Origin of the sequence: Lacibacter cauensis, assembly GCF_007830055.1 — a bacterium.
Lineage (GTDB): Bacteria > Bacteroidota > Bacteroidia > Chitinophagales > Chitinophagaceae > Lacibacter > Lacibacter cauensis.
The window spans coordinates 67,804-87,185 of record NZ_VLLE01000002.1 but is presented as its reverse complement, the minus strand read 5'-3'; the positions used below and the strand labels follow the sequence as shown (position 1 = coordinate 87,185).

Here is a 19,382-nt window from a genome sequence, read left to right as displayed (position 1 = left end):
TTATTCCTTTGGCAAGCATTATCTGTACAGTTACCAACGACCTCACCTACGATCAACGCATGATCCGTATCTGTACTACGCTTGCACAACAAGGTTATACTGTTACATTGGTTGGAAGAACGCTAACACAGTCAGCCCCACTACAACATCATCCCTTTCTTCAAAAACGATTGTATTGCTGGTTTACCAAAGGGCCTTTGTTTTATGCAGAGTATAACCTGCGTTTATTTATCTGGTTATTATTTCAAAAGGCAGATTGCATTTGTTCCATCGATCTTGATACCATCTTACCTTGTTACTTCGCATCAACACTAAAAGGCAGCAAACGTGTATACGATGCACATGAGTTGTTTTGTGAGATGAAGGAGATTGTTACCCGTCCTTCCCGTTATCGCATGTGGAAATGGATTGAACGGTTTACTGTACCAAAATTCAAACATGGTTATACCGTTTGCCAACCCATTGCCGAAGAGTTTGAAAAAATGTACGGCGTGCAGTATGAAGTAGTGCGGAATGTTCCGTTTCTCAAAAAATCCAAATTCCAAAATCCAAATTCCAATGAACCAGAAACCTTCCTCCTCTATCAAGGCGCCGTAAACGAAGGCCGCAGTTTTGAAACCTTGATTCCCGCTATGAAAAAGGTGGACGCTCCACTGCAAATTTATGGCGATGGTAATTTTCTGGAGCAGACAAAAGCACTCATCAACAGCAATCAGCTGCAAAATAAAGTTGAGCTGAAGGGCAAATTAAACCCGACTGAACTGAAAGAGATCACTGCTACAGCTTATGCCGGTATTACTTTATTTGAAAACAATGGCCTGAGTAACTACCTTTCGCTGGCAAACCGTTTTTTCGATTATATCCAGGCAGGCATTCCGCAGTTGTGCGTTGATTATCCAGCTTACCGGAACATCAACAATCAATTTGAAATTGCGTTACTGATACCGGATACAAGCGAAGCGTCTATTGCAAATGGTTTGAACAAATTATTGTCCGACCCTGTTTTATATAACCGGCTGAAAGCAAACTGCCAGCAGGCTGCAGCCGTTTTAAACTGGCAGGAAGAAGAAAAACGATTAATTCACTTTTATCAACAACTCCTTGGCTGATCATTTACATATTGTTTCGTTTGATGTTCCCTACCCCGCCGATTACGGAGGTGTGGTTGATGTTTTTTATAAAGTAAAAGCATTGCATGATCTGGGTGTTCATGTGCACCTGCATTGTTTTGAATACGGCCGTGGCCAACAACCCGAACTGGAAAAATATTGTGCAGAAGTACATTATTACCCACGACAGGAAGGACATAAAGGCTTTTCACTGCAACTGCCCTACATTGTTGCTTCCCGAAACGACGAGCAATTGTGGAAACGCTTAAATGCTGATGCATATCCTGTATTGTTCGAAGGAGTTCATTGTACCTATGGACTTACCAATGGTGCTGTAACAAAAAAGAATATCGCCATCCGATTGCACAATACCGAGTTTGAATACTACAAACAATTAGGCAAGTGGGAAACTTCGCTGGTGCGTAAAGCGTACATGCAACACGAAAGCAGGTTATTGAAACGATACGAAGCAACATTGAAAAACTACCGCATTCTTTCCATATCGCAGAACGATTGTACGGCGTATCAAAAACTGTTTAAAGCCGATAACAGCAGTTATCTGCCTGCATTTATTCCAAATACGCTTGTTACATCTAAAACTGGAAAAGGAAACTTTGTTTTATACCACGGAAATTTATCGGTAGCCGAAAATGAAAAAACAGCGACATGGTTACTGGAAAAAGTTTTTAACGAGTTGGATATTCCTTTTGTAGTTGCAGGCAAAAATCCACCGGACCGTTTAGTTGAACTGGCGCATAAACACCAGCATACCTGTATTGTTGCAAACCCAGGTGAAACCGAACTGAACGACCTGATGCAGAAAGCACAGGTACATGTGTTGCCGGCAATGATGCAATCGGGTATTAAATTGAAACTGTTGAATGCGCTATTTAAAGGCCGCCATGTAATTGCCAACAGCGAAATGATTGAAGGAACTGGTGTTGAGCAAGCTTGTCAGCTGGCTAATAACCCAACTGAAATGAAATACCAGATCTTCCGGCTCTTTCATAAAGAGTTCACCGACGATGATGTGCAGATAAGAGAAGGCTTACTGCAAAACAACTTTAATAACCGAAAAAATGCAGAGCAGCTTATGCGTGCTCTACAGTAGCATTATCCCACACTTTGCCGCCTTCGGTCTTTACCATTCGTGCAGGATATTTTTTAATCACCATAAAATCATGTGTGGCCATTACAACGGCCGTGTTATAATCACGTGCAACCTGGAACAACAGGTTCATGATTTCATCGCTTGTTTCAGGGTCGAGGTTACCCGTAGGCTCATCAGCCAGTATTAATTTAGGCGAGTTGAGGAGTGCACGTGCAATGTCTACACGTTGCTGTTCGCCGCCGCTCATTTCAAAGGTCATTTTAAATCCTTTCGATTTCAAACCTACTTTGTCCAGCACATCGTTGATCTTTTCTTCCATCAGATTCTCATCTTTCCAGCCGGTTGCTTTCAATACAAACTTCAAATTCTCGTGCACGTTGCGATCGGTGAGCAATTGAAAATCCTGGAACACCACACCGAGGCTTCGGCGCAGGAACGGCACTTTCTTCCAATCCATCTCCCGCAGATTAAAACCGGCCACAATAGCGTCACCTTCGGTCAAAGGCAATTCTCCGTATAATGTTTTCAGTAACGATGATTTACCGGTACCCGTTTTACCAACGAGGTACACAAACTCGCCCTGGTTGACCGTGAGGTTTACATTGCTGAGAATAAGATTTCCACTCTGGTAAATATTGGCGTTCTTTATTTCTACAATCGGGAGCATTTTTAAATTCTTTTGAGTTAAAGTTGAAAATAAAATTAAAATTCGAGTTCACCTCCTGCATGGCGGATAATTAACTCTTTCTTTTCGCTCGCTTCTACCCTGCCGATCACTTGTGCATCTACACCAAACGAGTTTGAGATGTTGATCAATGTATCAGCATCTTTTTCATTGGTATAAATCTCTAATCTTGTACCCATGTTAAACACCTGGTACATCTCCCGGGCATCAGCACCGGACGCTTCCTGTATCAGATCAAAAATGATTGGCGGAGTAAAGAGATTGTCTTTTACAATCTTCATTGGCCCCGGTAAATATTTCATACACTTGGTTTGTCCACCGCCACTGCAATGGATCAAACCATGGACTGCATCAAAATGGTTTTGCAGAATTTCTTTCAGCACCGGCGCAAAGGTTCTGGTGGGCGATAACAACAAACGACCAATCAATGAAGTTTCACCATTCGGCAATTGTACTTCATCGGCCAGACGATGTTTACCAATGTACACAACGTCATCGCTCAGCTTCGATTCGAATGTTTCAGGAAAGTGATGCGCATAATATTTCTCCAGCACATCGTGTCGTGCACTTGTTAATCCGTTACTGCCCAAACCACTGTTGTACGATGTTTCGTAATTCGCCTGACCAAAACCGGCTAAGCCAACAATTACATCACCGGCTTTTATTTTATCGTTACTGATCACTTTGCTCTTCGGCCAACGAGCCGTCATTGTGCCGTTCACTGCAATGGTGCGCACCACATCACCTACATCAGCTGTTTCGCCACCGAGATAATGAATGTTCACGCCATATTCTTTCAATTGTGCAAATAACTCAGCCGAGCCATTGATCACCTGCTCCAGCACTTCACCCGGAATGAGTGTTTTGTTCCGGTCAACTGTAGAAGAGAATAAAATATTATCATAGATACCAACACAAAGCAGGTCGTCGAGGTTCATAACAATTGCATCCTGTGCAATGCCTTTCCACACCGATGCATTACCCGTTTCTTTCCAATACAAGTAAGCCAGAATACTTTTTGTACCGGCACCATCGGCATGCGTAACATTCACCCAATCGGCATCGCCACCCAGGTAATCGGGATAGAGCTTGCAAAACGCATTGGGGTACAAACCCTGATCGAGATGTTCTACTGCCTTGTGTACTTCTTCCTTTTGCGCTGAAACGCCCCGTTTGTTGTATAATGACATGTACCGACGATTATGAGCCGCAAAACTAACACTTCCACACATCAAATGTGTTACTTTTGTGCCTTCAAATTATGAAGGTTTACAGAAGTTTGCAGCAGTTACCGGTTTTCAGTAAAACCGTACTAACAATCGGTACGTTCGATGGTGTGCATCTTGGTCACCAGCAAATCATCCGGCAGTTAATAGCTGAAGCAAAAGAACGGGAAGCCGAATCGGTGCTCATCAGTTTCTACCCTCATCCCCGCAAAGTGCTAAAGCCCGAACAGGAAATAGCTGAACTCACCACACTGGAAGAACGTATTGAACTGTTGAAACAACAGGGATTAGATAACCTTGTGGTTGTTCCGTTCGACAAAGCATTTGCTGCACAAACAGCACAGCAATACATCCAGGATTTTTTGGTGAAGCTGTTTCACCCATCGCTCATTATTATCGGGTACGATCATAAATTCGGTAATAACCGTGAAGGTGATTTTGCGTTGCTGCAGCAAATGGGACAACAGTTTGCATACGATGTAAAAGAAATTCCCAAACAGGTATTGAATGAAGTGGCCGTAAGCTCCACCAAGATCCGTGAAGCCATTGCCAAAGGCGATGCACAAACAGCAAATCAATTGTTGGGCTATACGTATTTCTTCAGAGGATATGTGGTGGAAGGAAATAAACTCGGTCGCAAGCTGGGCTATCCTACTGCTAATTTGCAAATACAGGATGCGGGCAAACTGATTCCTGCCAATGGTGTGTACGCAGTGCTTGCACAGGTAGAAGGTGATACACGCATGTTGAAAGGTATGATGAACATTGGTACCAGGCCAACAGTTGACGGCACACAAAAAACAACCGAAGTAAACCTGTTCGATTTTGCAGAAGATATTTACAACCGGCATTTAAAAGTGTTTGTAAAATATCATTTGCGGGATGAAGTGAAGTTTAACGGACTGGATAAACTGATTGAACAGTTGCACAAAGACAAAGAACAAAGCCTGCAATTGCTGGCTGATGCAGAATAATACTTATTGATTGAATAAAATTAACCCACATGCTTTCGTCGATTAACCCAACAACAACAACAGCCTGGCAACAATTGGCAGCACATGCTGCACAAATGAAACAGGTGCACATGAAAGAATTGTTTGCAGCTGATGCAAACCGTTTTCAACAATTCAATGTAACAGAAGGTGCTATCATCTTCGATTACTCCAAGAATATTATTACCGGAGAAACCATGCAACTGCTGCAACAGTTAGCAGATGAGTGCAAAGTGAAAGAGGCGATTGAAAAAATGTTTGGAGGTGATGTCATCAATCATACCGAAAAGCGTGCGGTGCTGCATACTGCCCTCCGCAATTTTTCCGGCAAACCTGTTTTGGTTGATGGAAAAGATGTAATGCCCGATGTACAACGTGTACTGGCGCAAATGAAAAGTTTCTGTGCGAGTATTCATAGTGGCGAATGGAAAGGTTACACCGGTAAGAAGATCAAATACATTGTAAACATCGGTATTGGTGGTAGTGATCTTGGTCCGGTAATGGTTACCGAAGCATTGAAACCTTATTGGGTTGAGGGTATTGAAACCTATTTTGTAAGTAATGTAGACGGTACACATATTGCAGAAACCTTGAAGAAAGTAACGGCAGATGAAACGCTGTTCCTGATTGCATCGAAAACATTTACCACGCAGGAAACCATGACGAATGCACACAGTGCAAGAAGTTGGTTTCTTGAACATGCAAAAGACGAAGCCTTTGTGGCCAAACATTTTGCGGCATTATCTACCAACGAAAAAGAAGTAGTGAAGTTTGGTATTGACAAAGCCAACATGTTCGAATTCTGGGATTGGGTTGGCGGCCGTTACAGCTTGTGGAGTGCTATTGGCTTATCCATTGCATTAACCATCGGCTACAACAACTTTGAAGAGTTGCTGAAAGGTGCTTATGCAGCTGATGAACATTTTAAAACAGCAGCATTCGATAAAAACATTCCCGTGATTATGGCACTGCTCGGCACATGGTATGTGAACTTTTTTGATGCAAAGAGTGAAGCCATCCTTCCTTACGACCAGTATCTGCACCGCTTTGCGGCTTACTTCCAGCAGGGCAATATGGAGAGCAATGGTAAGTATGTTGATCGCAGCGGTAATAAAGTTGAGTACAGCACAGGGCCTATCATTTGGGGTGAACCGGGCACCAATGGTCAGCACTCGTTTTACCAGCTGATTCACCAGGGCACCCATTTAATTCCTGCCGATTTTATTGCACCGGCTATCAGTCATAATTCGCTGAGTGATCATCACAACAAACTCATGAGTAATTTCTTTGCACAAACAGAAGCCCTCATGAACGGCAAAAGCAAAGAAGAAGTGATTGCTGAAGGTGTAAAAGAAGAGTTGATCCCTTATAAAGTATTTGAAGGCAACCGTCCTACTAACTCTATTCTTGTAAAACAAATTACACCGTTTACATTAGGCGAACTGGTGGCGTTTTATGAGCACAAAATTTTTGTGCAAGGTGTGATCTGGAATATTTACAGCTTCGACCAATGGGGAGTTGAGTTGGGCAAACAATTAGCCAACAAAATTCTACCTGAACTGGAAAGCGATGCAGTGGTTACATCGCATGACGCATCCACCAACGCACTCATCAATCAATACAAAGCGTTCCGTAAATAAAATTAAAAGCCCCGCTGGACAGCGGGGGCCTTTAATTTTTATCTTTTCTATTTAATTAATAGAGATAATTCAAGGCTGTTTTATCGTTTGTATTAAATGGACGATTTGTTGTAGCACTCAGACAAGCTAACATCCATGAAGCGGCATCAGGAGTAGAAGGTGTTCCCGGGATGAGAATTGCACCAACACCACCATCGCCTTCATTTACTGCTGATCCACCACAGCTATAAGAACGATTCATATAATCGGTATGACGGAAGCCAATGCAATGGCCCATTTCATGAGCGATTACTGTTGTTACAAAATTCAGGCTGTAACCAGATGTATAAGTACGTGCATACTTAATTGTGTTATAAGGATCGCCTCCACTTGGGAAACCTGCTGATGCGATATATTGGCCTGTATTAACTACGCTCAGATTAATATCACCACCGCCATTAGTACCTATGTACTGGAATGTTAAGCCAAGATTCTCTGCATTGTATCTTCCTACAGCTGCATTAACACCATCAATTAATAATTGTGTAATATTTCTGCCGCTGATGCTTACTGTAATTGTTCTTGGAAGTCCTGTTACAAGATTGGTTGTACGGTACTGTTCCTCCTTAGCAATAAGCAAGCTGTTAGTTACTTTCTTATTTGTGAGATCTGATGGAGATAGAAAAATATCGCCTTCTACAACATAGCCTCCATCACTGGCTACCACATTATCTGATGAAAAACCAAGAGCAGCAATCTGGTTTAATACATCCTGCGGAATATCTGCCTGCGGAACTTCTTTTGCAGACTTCGAACAGGCCACAATAAACAATGTTGCAAAGGAAGCAACGGCCAAAATTGAAAATAGTTTTCTCATGTTTTAAATGTTTAGGTTTAAGAGATGGTTAAATTAATCAATTTTATTCAAGGTGCAAGGTTAATTTCACTTAGTAAATACACGCATCCATTCTTACAAAAAAGTAAAAGCATTCATGTACATGAATGCTTTTACAACTAGCTGATAATGTATTAATACACGTAATTCAAAGCTGTTTGATCTGCGCTGGTAAACGGACGGTTAAATGAAGAAGAAGTACTTCCGCAAGCAAGCATCCAGGAACCGGCACTCGGACCGGTTGGTGTACCCGGAATATACACAGCACCCACACCTGCCGAACCTTCATTAACCGCAGAGCCACCACAGCTATAAGAACGGTTCATATAATCGGTATGACGGAAACCGATGCAATGACCCATTTCATGTGCAATGGTTGTTGCCAAAGCATTTACGGCAATACTAGGTGTGTACCAATACGTATTCATCTGAATCTGGTTGTAAGGATTGCCAGAGCTTGTAGGGAAACCTGCAGAACCCAGCGTATTACTTACCTGGTAAAAAGTAACAATATTGATGTTTGCCGAAGTTCCGGTTACACGTTGAAAACGTACACGCAGATTCAACGCATTGTACCGACGAATCGCTTCATCCGTAGCTGAAACAAAATTAGCCTGTGTGGTGTTCAGACTTACGGTAATGGTGCGTGGCAAACCAGTTACTAAATAAGTGGTACGGTAGTGCTCTTCATTGGCATAGATCAACTCGTTTGACGTAGCTGTATGCTTCAGGTTTTCAGGCGTTAACAAGATGTCGCCTTCAACAAGATAACCTCCATCGGTTTTAATTACACCTTCGGTAGAAAATCCCTGTGCGGCAATCTGGTTTAATACATCCTGCGATACTTGTGCATCGGTTTGTTCTGTTGATGCTTTTGTACAGGCAACAATAAATAATGCTGCAAAGCTTACTGCAGCAATTCCATAAAACAGTTTTCTCATGTCTAAATGTTTAGGTTAAAAAAAATGACAGGTTTAAATTATTTATTTTTATCAAGTGTAAAAGAGCAATCATTGCAGCAATGTTGCAAACAAAATATCTGTTTAGGAAAAAAGTAAAATCACTTCGAAAAACTACACAGCAAAATTTTTAATGTGCAATTTGAAGTTTTTTAAAGAGTTTTATAGTCGATGAAAAAATATCTAATAAAGTTGAAAAGTAGTTTTGCACTGTTACAATTAACAACGCTTCCTTTATTTATTTTTCTATCGACGCTTTCGTTACATGCACAGGAAATAAAACAAAAACCTGTGGATAAGTTGTTGCCTTCACTCGCATTACAACTACGCACTTCAAAGCCAACAGGCATTGGTTTGTATACAGTTTCAGTAACGGATCTTCAACAAATTAAAACTACCGTTTCATCAAACAAATCCATCCGTATTGTTTCCATATACGAACCGGCAAAAATTATTGTACTTGAAACCAACTGGACAGAAATAGAAAAGCTGTTGCAGTTACCGTTTATACGTTCCGTTGATACCAAGAAAAAACCAACAGAAGAATTGCTGTTTGGCTTTGTTGATTATGCTGCGAACCGTATTTCAACTATCCAGCATTATTACAAACAATACAACGCTGCCAACGTAAACGTTTCGATTAAAGAACAGAAATTCGATTCAAACGATATTGATCTTCGTGGAAGGATTCTCAGCTCTTCTTTTGCAGCTACATCTACGTCAAATCATGCAAGTATTATGGCAACCATGCTTGCAGGCGGCGGTAATACATGGTACAATACAAAAGGAACAGCATGGGGTGCGCAACTCAGCTCAGCCGACTTCATTAATCTGTTGCCTGAACCAAACAGTTATTACAGCAACAGTTCAATTCTCTTACAAAATCATTCATACGGCACTATTGTAGAAAGTTATTATGGTGCTGAAGCTGTTGGTTACGATGCATCGGTTATTGCCAACCCTTCGTTGCTGCATATTTTTTCGGCAGGTAACAGTGGTTCGCAAGCTGCACCTACAGGAGCTTACACGGGATTGAATGGCTATTCGAATCTTACCGGCAATTTTAAACATGCAAAAAATATTATTACAGTTGGTCATACCGATACGTTTGGAGTGGTGCTTATTCCCAGTTCAAAGGGCCCTGCTTTTGACGGAAGAGTTAAACCCGAGTTAGTTGCGTTTGGCGAAGATGGCAGTTCGGGTGCAGCGGCATTGGTATCGGGTATCGGTGCTGTAGTGCATGATGTATATAAACGTTTACATGCAAATACAAGCGCACCCGCTTCGCTTATTAAAGCAGTATTACTGAACAGCGCTAATGATGTAGAAACGCCGGGTATTGATTATAAATCGGGCTATGGAAGTGCCAATGCTTTTGCTGCGATTCAAACGATGGTCAACAATCACTATTTCACAGGCAGTGTAAGCAACAACACACAACAATCATTTACACTTACAGTTCCTGCAAACAGTAAACAGTTAAAGCTTACGCTGGTGTGGACCGACCCTCCTGCTGCACCCAATACAGCAAAAGCATTGGTGAATGATCTTGATTTGACGATTGCTTTGGGAAGTACAACCTGGCAACCCTGGGTACTCAACAGCACAGCGAATACAAACAGCCTGCAACAATTGCCGGTGCGTAAGCGTGACAGTTTAAATGTTGTTGAACAGATAACAATTGACAATCCTGTTGCAGGGGATTATACTGTTACTGTACATGGTTTTGCAATACCAGCGGGCTCGCAAAATTTTGCCATTGCTTACCAGGTTGATACTGCCGATCGGTTTACCTGGCAGTTTCCGACTGCTTCCGATCATTTATTTCCCGGTCAACAGAATGTGTTGCGTTTTCAATCCACATTCAGCAATACAACCGGCACCTTGCAATTAAGCACGGATGATGGTACGAGCTGGCAAACTATTTCAACAGCAGTAGATCTTACACGTGGCTATTATAAACTGCAAACTGCAAATACAATTTCACGTGCGCTTTTACGTATGACGATTAACAGCTCTGCTTTTACAAGTGATGCCTTTACAATTTCGCAACGCATTAATAGTGTTGTTGGTTTTAATTGTGCAGATTCCGTTTTATTCAGCTGGTCTCGTGTACCGGGTGCAACAGGTTATCGTATAGCACAGCTGGGCACTCAATACATGGAACCGTTCCGCACAATCACCGATACGTTTATTGTTTTGTCGAAGCAAACAAATCCATCCAAACATTACAGTGTTACACCGCTGCTCGCTTCATCTGCTGCAGTAAGAAGCTATACCTTTAATTATGAACTGCAGGGAACAGCTTGTTACATCCGGAATTTTATTGCAGATAAAACAGGCGTTAACCAAGGTTTACTTTATTTGGAAACCGGCACAGGCTACTTAGTAAAATCTATTCGTTTTGAAAAATATACAGCAAACGGATTTGTGTTGCTGGAGCAGAAACCATTTACCGGCAGTTTGCAGTTAACAGCTACAGATCCATCGTTGGTCAACGGCAATAATTTATACCGGGCAGTCGTTGAGTTGACAGATGGAAGAAAATACTATTCCGATACAGCTAATATTTATAATACCGGCAACCGCAATGCAGTTGTATATCCAAACCCGGTACCGTATAACGGAAGTGTAACAGTTCTTACTGAACTGGATGAAGATGTCTTGTTCCAGCTGATAGATAATTATGGCAGAGTTGTTTTGCAACAGCGGGTCAACGATTATCCGCAACAAATCAACGTGTACAACCTGCAAAGAGGTATTTACTACTACCGCTTACTCCGAAAAAATAAAAAAGTACAAACAGGCATTATGCTGATACAATAAAAAAGAGCCGTTTAGTACTAAACGGCTCTTTCAATTACATCATTCAAGTTAGTTCCACAACGATGCAGGATATTCGCCTGAAGCAACGAGATCGTTCACACTTTTCTGAACACCCGGTGCATCTTCTTTATACGTAACACCAAACCATTGTGAAGAAGTTGGAATTACTTTCACCACACCCAATCCTTTTTTAATAAACTGATCGGCTACAATGGGAATAAAAAATTCTGATTTCTCTTCCTGTCCTCTTGTTGCAAGAAACTCCACAAACAGGTCGGATGCCAAATGAAATACAGAAGCATCAAAACACCAGAAGTTCATACTTACACTGGAATGATAAGGCACTTCATGTTTGCCTGCTTCATCTTCGTACACAATCTTTCCTGCTTCAGGATAAATTTTTGTACGCTCCGAAATACTTACCAGGTTGTTTGCCGCATCAACTTCGCACACACCACGACTTACTGTTCCGTTTTCGCTTAATGTTTTTGCCAGCTCGTAACCAATGATGGCGTGCTTATCAGCTGCACATTCTTCTTTCAAAAACTTTGCAGCTTTTTCAAATGCATCTCTGCCATAAAAATCATCGGCATTAATCACTGCAAATGGTTCCTTGATGGCATCTTTAGCACAAAGAATAGCATGTGCAGTGCCCCATGGTTTAACACGTGTTGCAGGAATGGTAAATCCATCTGTAAACGATGTCAGTTCCTGGTATACATAGTCAATTTCAACCTTGCCCTTCAGCTTTGGTTCAAATGCCGCTTTAAAATTGTCGGCAAAATCTTTGCGAATAATAAATACTACTTTTCCAAAACCTGCACGGATGGCATCGTAAATAGAGTAATCCATAATGGTTTCACCGGAAGGACCAAAGCCTTCCATCTGTTTCATACTGCCGTACCTGCTGGCCATTCCTGCTGCAAGTATTAAAAGTGTTGGTTGCATGTAATCAATTATTTTTGAGCGTTGCGAAGATAGGAAACTATCGTTCCCCTGCATCATGCAAACGATACCATTAACAATAGCATCAACTGGCGCAGAATGGCTGCTCGCAAACGGCACTGTTTTTCCGTTTACGGTGGCGAGGCTCGATGTATTACACCCGGTTATTTCGGGTAACAAATGGTTTAAGCTCAAATACAATCTGCAGAAAGCCATAAGCGAACACAAGCAAGGTATTCTTACAATGGGTGGCGCATACTCCAACCATCTTTGTGCTACGGCTTTCGCCTGTTTCGAACAAGACCTGTCATCGATCGGTATTATCCGTGGCGAAATAAAAGAACCACTCAACACTACACTGGCTTTTTGCAAAGCACATGGTATGCAATTGATCCCTGTGAGCCGGGCAGAGTATGATTCGAATAGCGCTGCTGTCAACCAGATCAAACAACAAAACGATCATTTCTCATTTGTGCCGGAAGGCGGTAATAATAGCGAGGGGTTGCGTGGCTGCACGGAAATACTTTCAGCAATTGATGATGCACACAGTTATACGCATATTCTTTGTGCCATGGGTACCGGCACAACTTTCAAAGGAATTGCAGCAGCAGCAAAACCGCATCAAACCGTGATCGGTATTCCTGTGTTGAAAATTAAAGCAGCGGAACAGCAACAGTTTTTACAGCAACATGCAGCAACAACTACAGCCGCTGCAACAACTGTATTATTTGAGTTTGCCGGTGCGGGTTATGCCCGAACTACACAAGAGCAATTCAATTTTATGAATTTGTTTTATACCAAAACAGGCATTCCCACCGATATTGTGTATACAGGCAAACTGATGCAGGCAGCTGTAACACTTGCAGAGCAACACTACTTTCCACAAGACAGTTCGGTATTGCTCATCCACAGTGGTGGTTTACAAGGCAACAACAGCTTACCTGCAGGCACATTGTTATTCTGAACGGCATTATATTTGCGAACTATTGTAATCAACCATCAGCATACATCATCCATGAATAAACTGAGCTTACTCGCCCTCCTTTTTTTTGTAACGTCTTTTGCATTTGCGCAAAACGATACCTTACCAAAATTCCAGGCAATTAAAAAGAGGAACGGAGAAATTTTATTAAGCTGGAACAGTCCGTACAAAAATGTATCGCAGATCAATATTCAACGTTCGAAAGACAGTTTACGCAGCTTCAGCACCATCCATTCGGTACCCAACCCCAATGTAAAAAGTTATAGCTACGTTGATAAAACAGCCAAAAACGACAGTGGCTATTACCGCATTTTTATTTTGTTTGAAGGAACCAACTACATCTTCACTCCATCACGCAAGTTATTTATTGATACAACAAAAGAAGTGGTGGCAACTGTAACAGAGCCTGTAAAAACAACGAAGCCGGTTGTAACTACACAGCCAAAAGAAACCGTAAAAGAAGAAAAGCCTCAGGCACCACCAAAGCCTGTTTGGGTTCCGTCGGTGTATGTTTTTACAGGCGATGATGGCAACCCTGTTATTCGGTTACCCGAAGCTGCATCAAAAAAATACAGCATCCGTTTTATGAAAGAAGATGGCAGCTTGCTGTTTGCCATTCCAAAAATTACTGAATCCTATCTTACCCTCGATAAAGTAAACTTTATGCGCTCGGGTTGGTACCACTTTGAACTCCTGGAGGATGGTAAGTTGAAAGAGAAAAATAAATTCCTCATAACAAGAGATTACTAATCTTTTTGGTCCGTCATTTGAAGAATGGCGTTGTTTTTGTAATTTGAACTGCATTGCAGATTGCATTCCCTGCATCCACACTTATGAAACAAAGTTTAACCCTATTATTGTTCCTGCTTTTTTCTGCACCTTGTTTGCTAATTGCACAACGTGTTGGAAGACGAGGTGTTACTCCAACCAATACAGGTAATCCAAAAAAGACCCCAACTTTTAATTTTTCGTTAGAACAATTGCAGGGCCGCTGGCAGGAAGCAAAGCGTTCGGATGAGGACAAAAACGATTTGCCGATTGCAGATACGATCTATCTCCATTTTACCAATACCAATAAAGTTGAAACACGTGACGGCACCAAAACCATTATGCGTGGCGAAGCCTTTATAGATGAGCCCGGCAATGTGCTGATTGCAGCAGCTGATATTTACACCATCAAAACGGTTACGGAGAACGAATTAATTTTATTGGATGATGATGGCACGGTGCACACTTTAGTAAAGAAAGAAATTTTCTGGCGGGAAACATTGGGTAAAAATGCCGTAACTGATCCTGTACTGGATACGCCCATCAGCCCCAACCTTGCCGATTTAGATGGCAGCAGCTGGACTATTTACCGCAGACGATCGAAGCCCGGTGCCATCAGCAACGAATCGGTATTGATCCGTTACATTAAAGCCATCAAGCACAACGGCAACAATACGGCAACAGCAGAACTCACCTTTTACTCAAAAGATAAAACAGAAGTGATGCCTTGCACAATTACTGTTGTTAATAACCAGATCGAAATCAAATCGGGCGACAACAGCTGGCTGCTGTTTATTTATAAGCTGGAAAAAGAAGAATGGATTTTTGGCGATCATAAAACATTGCTCTACTTCGCCAAGCCATTATAATTTGATATCAAATACTTTTTCAAAATTTCGTTTCACCCTTTCTTTGGCTTCTTCAAAATCAACTTTACGGCCAAGTTCCTTTTCAAGTGAAGTAACCTGTTTGTTTTGTATACCACAGGGAATGATGTTGTTGAAATAAGCAAGATCAGTATTCACATTAAATGCAAAACCGTGCATGGTAATCCAGCGGCTGCAACGCACGCCCATGGCACAGATTTTTCGTTCCCTGCCTTTCACATCCGGATCGAGCCACACACCTGTTTCACCGGGACTACGATCGCCTTTCAATCCATAATCGGCCATTGTTAGAATAATCACATCTTCCAGCTTGCGGAGGTATTTACCAATGTCGGTCTCAAATTTTTCAAGGTCGAAGATGGGATAACCAACAATTTGCTGCGGACCATGAAAGGTAATATCGCCACCACGATTGGTTGGGTAATATTCAATGCCTTTTGCAATACGTTCTTCTTCACTTATAAGAATATTGCTTACATCGCCGCTTTTACCTAATGTGTACACGGGTGGATGTTCTACGAAAAGAAGATAGTGTTGAGTCGTCAGTCGTGAGTCGTCAGTCGTGAGTGCTTGCTGCCTATCAGCTGCAACACGCAATGCAGCCTTTACTTCCAGATTCTTCTTCAGCAAACTTTCCTGGTAATCCCAAGCCTGTTTGTACGGCATGTTTCCTAAATCTTCAAACTGCACCTGTTGTGTCATAGCCTGCAAATTTACGTTGATTTGAACGGATGACACACAGGGCTTACTTTTGCAGCTTATGATCGACGAAGAATTACTGGATGAAGACAGTGAACTGGAGAACGGCGACGGCTCGGAAGAGTTGTTCGAGAAGAAGCGTTTTGTTGTTACCAAAGGGCAGGAACCTTTGCGTATAGACAAATACCTGATGACGAAAATTGAAGGTGCCACCCGCAATAAAGTACAACGTGGTATTGAAACCGGTCTGGTACTGGTGAACAACAATACCGTTAAAGCCAATTATAAAGTAAAACCGGGCGATGATATTGTAACCTTTACCGACACTGCTCCTGAAGATACAGACCTGAAACCTGAGCAACTGCCGCTGAACATTGTGTACGAAGATGATCACGTAATGCTGGTGAACAAAGTGGCCGGCATGGTGATGCACCCGGGCTGCGGTAACTATTCGGGCACATTGGTAAACGGTGCCTTATGGCATTTTCAACAGCAACAACCTAATCTTACAGAAGATGAATTGCCACGCTTTGGCATGGTGCATCGTATTGATAAAAATACCAGTGGACTTGTTATTATGGCTAAGACCGAACAGGCCAGCGTGCATTTAGCCAAACAGTTTTTCAACCATACAGTAGAGCGTAAATATGTGGCCTTGGTGTGGGGCGATATTAAAGAAGATAACGGAACCATTACCGGTCATGTAGGCAGGCATCAACGTTTCCGTAAAATCATGGATGTATATCCTGATGGTGAATATGGTAAAGAAGCCGTTACACATTACACCGTGCTGGAACGTTTCGGCTATACCACACTGGTAGAATGTCGTTTGGAAACAGGTCGCACCCACCAGATACGTGTACATATGCAGCACATCGGTCACCCGTTGTTTAATGATGATACGTATGGTGGTGACCGGATTGTAAAAGGAACGGTTTACACCAAGTACAAACAGTTTGTAGATAATTGTTTCGCTATTTGTCCACGCCATGCACTCCATGCAAAAACACTGGGCTTTACACATCCTAAAACACAGGAACGCATGTTGTTTGACAGTGAGCTGGCAATAGATATGCAACAGGTAATTGAAAAATGGAGAGTGTACACAAAGGCGAAGAATCTCACCGGAGATGATGAATAAAAAGAAAGCCCGTCGTGTGACGGGCTTTCTTCTTATTTAGGGAACACCATTTTATAATCTACGCTCACTTTTCCTTTTGATATATCATCGAGTTTTCCTTTCAGCATTTTACGCTTCAACGGTTTCAGATAATCGATAAACAGTTTCCCTTCTATATGATCGTATTCGTGCAGAATAACACGGGCCGTAATACCATCAAATGTTTTTACATGTTCGTTGAAGTGTTCATCCATGTAGCGAATTGTTACTTCTTCGGCACGGTACACATCTTCACGAATCTTCGGAATACTTAAACAACCTTCGTTGTAAGCCCAGTCGTCACCAATCAACTCTTCTACCTGTGCATTGATGAACACCTGTTTTACGCCCGGACGATCGGGATACAGCAAGGCTTCTTCTTCATCCATATTGGCAAACATCTGTGCACTGTCTACCACAAACAACCGGATATCTTTATTGATCTGCGGAGCAGCCAAGCCTACACCGTTTGATGAATACATGGTTTCCCACATATCGGCAATAAGCTTCTCCAGGCCCGGGTAATCGGGTGTAATATCTTTTGCTACTTTACGAAGTACATCAAAGCCGTATGCGACAATAGGAAGAATCATGCGATTTCAGATTTACGATTTTGGATTGCAGATATGAAGATTGCAACCCTGGAAAATAAGCTGCAAATATACACATTGATGGCGAAGGGAGTGCAACCTGCAATCGCCAATCTGAAATCTACAATCTTGCTAAATATTCCTGCAACATAATGGTAGCGGCAATTTCATCCACCAGTTTTTTATCCCGGCGCTGGCTTTTTTTCAGGCCCATTTCGAGCATGGCATCTTTCGCCATTTTGGAAGTATAGCGTTCATCTACCGTTTCAACGGGAATCTGCGGAAAGTTTTTCTTGAGTTGAGCGATGGCATTCTTCACTAACGGTGTGGCGTGCGTGTCGCTGTCGTCCCAATTGGTGGGCATACCAATGAGGATTTTCTCCACCTGCTCTTTGCTGAAATAATCTTTGAGAAAAGGAATGAAGTTTTTTGTTTCAATCGTCGTCAAACCGGTCGCAATAATCTGTAACGGATCGGTTACAGCAATACCGGTGCGTTTACCGCCATAGTCGATGCAAAGAATTCTGGCCATTGGGTTACAAGTTCATGGTTGATGGTTCATGGTTCATAGTATACCTCCTACATTGAGTCACGCAGCTTAGTGATCATTTTGCAAATAACTTCGTATGCTGTGTAATTTTTATCAAATTCCTCTTTGCTTATATAATTGCGCTTTATAGCCATAAACAAGCAGGCCACAACCTCCACTGCTGATCGAAGTGCAATATCCAGAAAACGCTTAAACTCGGGCTTCGTTTGTCCAGTACTGCCTTCTGCAATATTCAATACAACCGAATCTGCTGCTCGTTTTATTTGAGATGAAAGGCTGAAACGCTCTTCAACGGGAAACTTTTTACTAAGCAAATCAATCTCATTCGATAAGTCCAGTGCCATTTGCCAGACCTTTAATTCTTCGAAACGAAAAGCCATAAGCGTGTTTTTCTATGAACGATGAACCATGATCTATGAACTGGTTATCCAATAAATATATCCGCTATCACAAACACCGCAAACACCACGCTGGCAATACCGTTTGCTGTCATAAATGCAATGTTCACTTTGCTGAGGTCGTTTGGTTTTACAATGGAATGCTGGTACACCAACATACCAATAAACACCGCCACACCTATCCAATACAACATTCCGAAGTTGCCGTAATAACCTGCAGCTGTAACACAAAATGCAGAAAGCACATGCAGAAACTCTGATACACGCAACGCTTTTGTTTTACCTAACCAGGCAGGGATGGATTTCAATTCGTATTTCTTATCAAACTCTTCATCCTGTAAAGCATAAATAATATCGAAACCACTCACCCAAAACAATACAGTGAATGAAAACAAGATGGGCAACACATCAAACACACCTGTTACAGCTAAGTAAGCGCCGATGGGCGCCAACGATAAACCCAAGCCTAATACTAAATGACAAAGCGGAGTAAAACGTTTGGTATAACTGTAACCCAGCACCACCAGTAATGCCACCGGCGATAATGCAAAGCAGAGTGTGTTGATGAAGAAAGTTGTAACCACAAACAACACACTGTTGATAATGGTGAACAGTAATGCACTGTTGGCCGAAATAATTCCTGCCGGTATTTCACGAATGGCCGTACGTGGATTTTTTGCATCGAAGCTTCTGTCGAGATAACGGTTGAAGGCCATGGCTGCACTGCGGGCAAAGACCATGCAGAGGAGCACTAGAGTGAACTTTACAATAATTGTACTTCCATAATGTTCAAAGAAGTTCGCATCAAAAGGCTTTGGCCCCCAGCCTATTGTTTCATTTAAATTCCAATGTCCATGTTCAATATTTCCGAAAACAATCGCTAGAAAAAAACCAATCAATGCAAAAGGCAATGCAAAAATGGTGTGCGAAAACTTTATCAGCGATAAATAGTTCTTTACTGTACTCATGTTGTTCAATCCAG

At 42.0% G+C, this 19,382-nt stretch carries 19 protein-coding genes; 9 read left to right on the top strand and 10 right to left on the bottom strand.

Annotated features, from left to right (window positions below; all coding sequences use genetic code 11):
- Positions 1-8: 8 nt before the first annotated feature.
- Both IQ13_RS00380 and IQ13_RS00375 read left to right on the top strand, forming a co-directional pair.
- Positions 9-1,109, top strand: a complete 1,101-nt coding sequence (locus IQ13_RS00380) for a glycosyltransferase (protein ID WP_242009440.1) — start codon at positions 9-11, stop codon at positions 1,107-1,109.
- Positions 1,102-2,220, top strand: coding sequence for a glycosyltransferase (locus IQ13_RS00375; protein WP_144883397.1), 1,119 nt, complete (start codon positions 1,102-1,104; stop codon positions 2,218-2,220). Before IQ13_RS00380 ends, IQ13_RS00375 begins: the two co-directional genes overlap by 8 nt.
- On the opposite strand, the gene IQ13_RS00370 is transcribed toward IQ13_RS00375, so the two are convergent.
- Entirely contained in the window at positions 2,201-2,887 is a 687-nt protein-coding gene (locus IQ13_RS00370) for a cell division ATP-binding protein FtsE (protein ID WP_144883396.1), read from the bottom strand. The genes IQ13_RS00375 and IQ13_RS00370 overlap by 20 nt on opposite strands.
- 35 nt (positions 2,888-2,922) lie before the next feature.
- Complete coding sequence (locus IQ13_RS00365) at positions 2,923-4,095, bottom strand: AIR synthase related protein (RefSeq protein WP_144883395.1); 1,173 nt, start codon at positions 4,093-4,095, stop codon at positions 2,923-2,925.
- A 71-nt stretch (positions 4,096-4,166) separates the two neighbouring features.
- Here IQ13_RS00365 and IQ13_RS00360 point away from each other — a divergent pair, with 71 nt between their 5' ends.
- Positions 4,167-5,105, top strand: coding sequence for a bifunctional riboflavin kinase/FAD synthetase (locus tag IQ13_RS00360; protein ID WP_144883394.1), 939 nt, complete (start codon positions 4,167-4,169; stop codon positions 5,103-5,105).
- Positions 5,106-5,134: 29 nt separating this feature from the next.
- On the top strand, positions 5,135-6,763 hold the full coding sequence (gene pgi / locus IQ13_RS00355; RefSeq protein ID WP_144883393.1) for a glucose-6-phosphate isomerase: 1,629 nt from the start codon (positions 5,135-5,137) through the stop codon (positions 6,761-6,763).
- Between the two features lie 55 nt (positions 6,764-6,818).
- On the opposite strand, the gene IQ13_RS00350 is transcribed toward pgi, so the two are convergent.
- A complete protein-coding gene (locus IQ13_RS00350) occupies positions 6,819-7,619 on the bottom strand; it encodes a M57 family metalloprotease (RefSeq protein ID WP_144883392.1) in 801 nt (266 codons plus the stop codon).
- Positions 7,620-7,771: 152 nt separating this feature from the next.
- On the bottom strand, positions 7,772-8,578 hold the full coding sequence (locus IQ13_RS00345; RefSeq protein WP_144883391.1) for a M57 family metalloprotease: 807 nt from the start codon (positions 8,576-8,578) through the stop codon (positions 7,772-7,774).
- A 210-nt stretch (positions 8,579-8,788) separates the two neighbouring features.
- On the opposite strand from IQ13_RS00345, the gene IQ13_RS00340 reads away from it, so the two are divergent.
- A complete protein-coding gene (locus tag IQ13_RS00340; RefSeq protein WP_158637268.1) occupies positions 8,789-11,422 on the top strand; it encodes a S8 family peptidase in 2,634 nt (877 codons plus the stop codon).
- Positions 11,423-11,470: 48 nt separating this feature from the next.
- Here IQ13_RS00340 and IQ13_RS00335 read toward each other — a convergent pair whose 3' ends face one another.
- Positions 11,471-12,370, bottom strand: a complete 900-nt coding sequence (locus IQ13_RS00335) for a nucleotidyltransferase family protein (protein ID WP_144883389.1) — start codon at positions 12,368-12,370, stop codon at positions 11,471-11,473.
- A gap of 55 nt (positions 12,371-12,425) precedes the next feature.
- Between IQ13_RS00335 and IQ13_RS00330 the strand changes: the two genes are divergently transcribed.
- From IQ13_RS00330 to IQ13_RS00320, 3 genes are all read left to right on the top strand, one after another.
- Positions 12,426-13,331 (top strand): 1-aminocyclopropane-1-carboxylate deaminase/D-cysteine desulfhydrase, encoded by a 906-nt coding sequence (locus IQ13_RS00330; RefSeq protein WP_144883388.1) that lies wholly within the window; start codon positions 12,426-12,428, stop codon positions 13,329-13,331.
- A 51-nt stretch (positions 13,332-13,382) separates the two neighbouring features.
- Positions 13,383-14,099, top strand: coding sequence for a hypothetical protein (locus IQ13_RS00325; protein WP_144883386.1), 717 nt, complete (start codon positions 13,383-13,385; stop codon positions 14,097-14,099).
- 83 nt (positions 14,100-14,182) lie between these two features.
- On the top strand, positions 14,183-14,986 hold the full coding sequence (locus IQ13_RS00320; protein WP_144883384.1) for a hypothetical protein: 804 nt from the start codon (positions 14,183-14,185) through the stop codon (positions 14,984-14,986).
- Here the strand turns inward: IQ13_RS00320 and lipB are convergent.
- Positions 14,981-15,706 (bottom strand): lipoyl(octanoyl) transferase LipB, encoded by a 726-nt coding sequence (gene lipB, locus IQ13_RS00315; RefSeq protein WP_144883382.1) that lies wholly within the window; start codon positions 15,704-15,706, stop codon positions 14,981-14,983. The genes IQ13_RS00320 and lipB overlap by 6 nt on opposite strands.
- Before the next feature lie 58 nt (positions 15,707-15,764).
- On the opposite strand from lipB, the gene IQ13_RS00310 reads away from it, so the two are divergent.
- Positions 15,765-16,844 (top strand): RluA family pseudouridine synthase, encoded by a 1,080-nt coding sequence (locus IQ13_RS00310; protein ID WP_144883380.1) that lies wholly within the window; start codon positions 15,765-15,767, stop codon positions 16,842-16,844.
- A 32-nt stretch (positions 16,845-16,876) separates the two neighbouring features.
- Here the strand turns inward: IQ13_RS00310 and def are convergent, their stop codons facing one another.
- From def to IQ13_RS00290, 4 genes are all read right to left on the bottom strand, one after another.
- Positions 16,877-17,455, bottom strand: a complete 579-nt coding sequence (gene def / locus IQ13_RS00305; protein WP_144883378.1) for a peptide deformylase — start codon at positions 17,453-17,455, stop codon at positions 16,877-16,879.
- 118 nt (positions 17,456-17,573) lie between these two features.
- Positions 17,574-17,984 (bottom strand): Holliday junction resolvase RuvX, encoded by a 411-nt coding sequence (gene ruvX, locus IQ13_RS00300; RefSeq protein ID WP_144883376.1) that lies wholly within the window; start codon positions 17,982-17,984, stop codon positions 17,574-17,576.
- A gap of 47 nt (positions 17,985-18,031) precedes the next feature.
- Complete coding sequence (locus tag IQ13_RS00295; protein ID WP_144883374.1) at positions 18,032-18,382, bottom strand: four helix bundle protein; 351 nt, start codon at positions 18,380-18,382, stop codon at positions 18,032-18,034.
- A gap of 44 nt (positions 18,383-18,426) precedes the next feature.
- Positions 18,427-19,368 carry a UbiA-like polyprenyltransferase gene (locus IQ13_RS00290; RefSeq protein WP_144883372.1) on the bottom strand — a complete coding sequence of 314 codons (942 nt, stop codon included), beginning with the start codon at positions 19,366-19,368 and terminating at the stop codon, positions 18,427-18,429.
- Between the last annotated feature and the right edge of the window lie 14 nt (positions 19,369-19,382).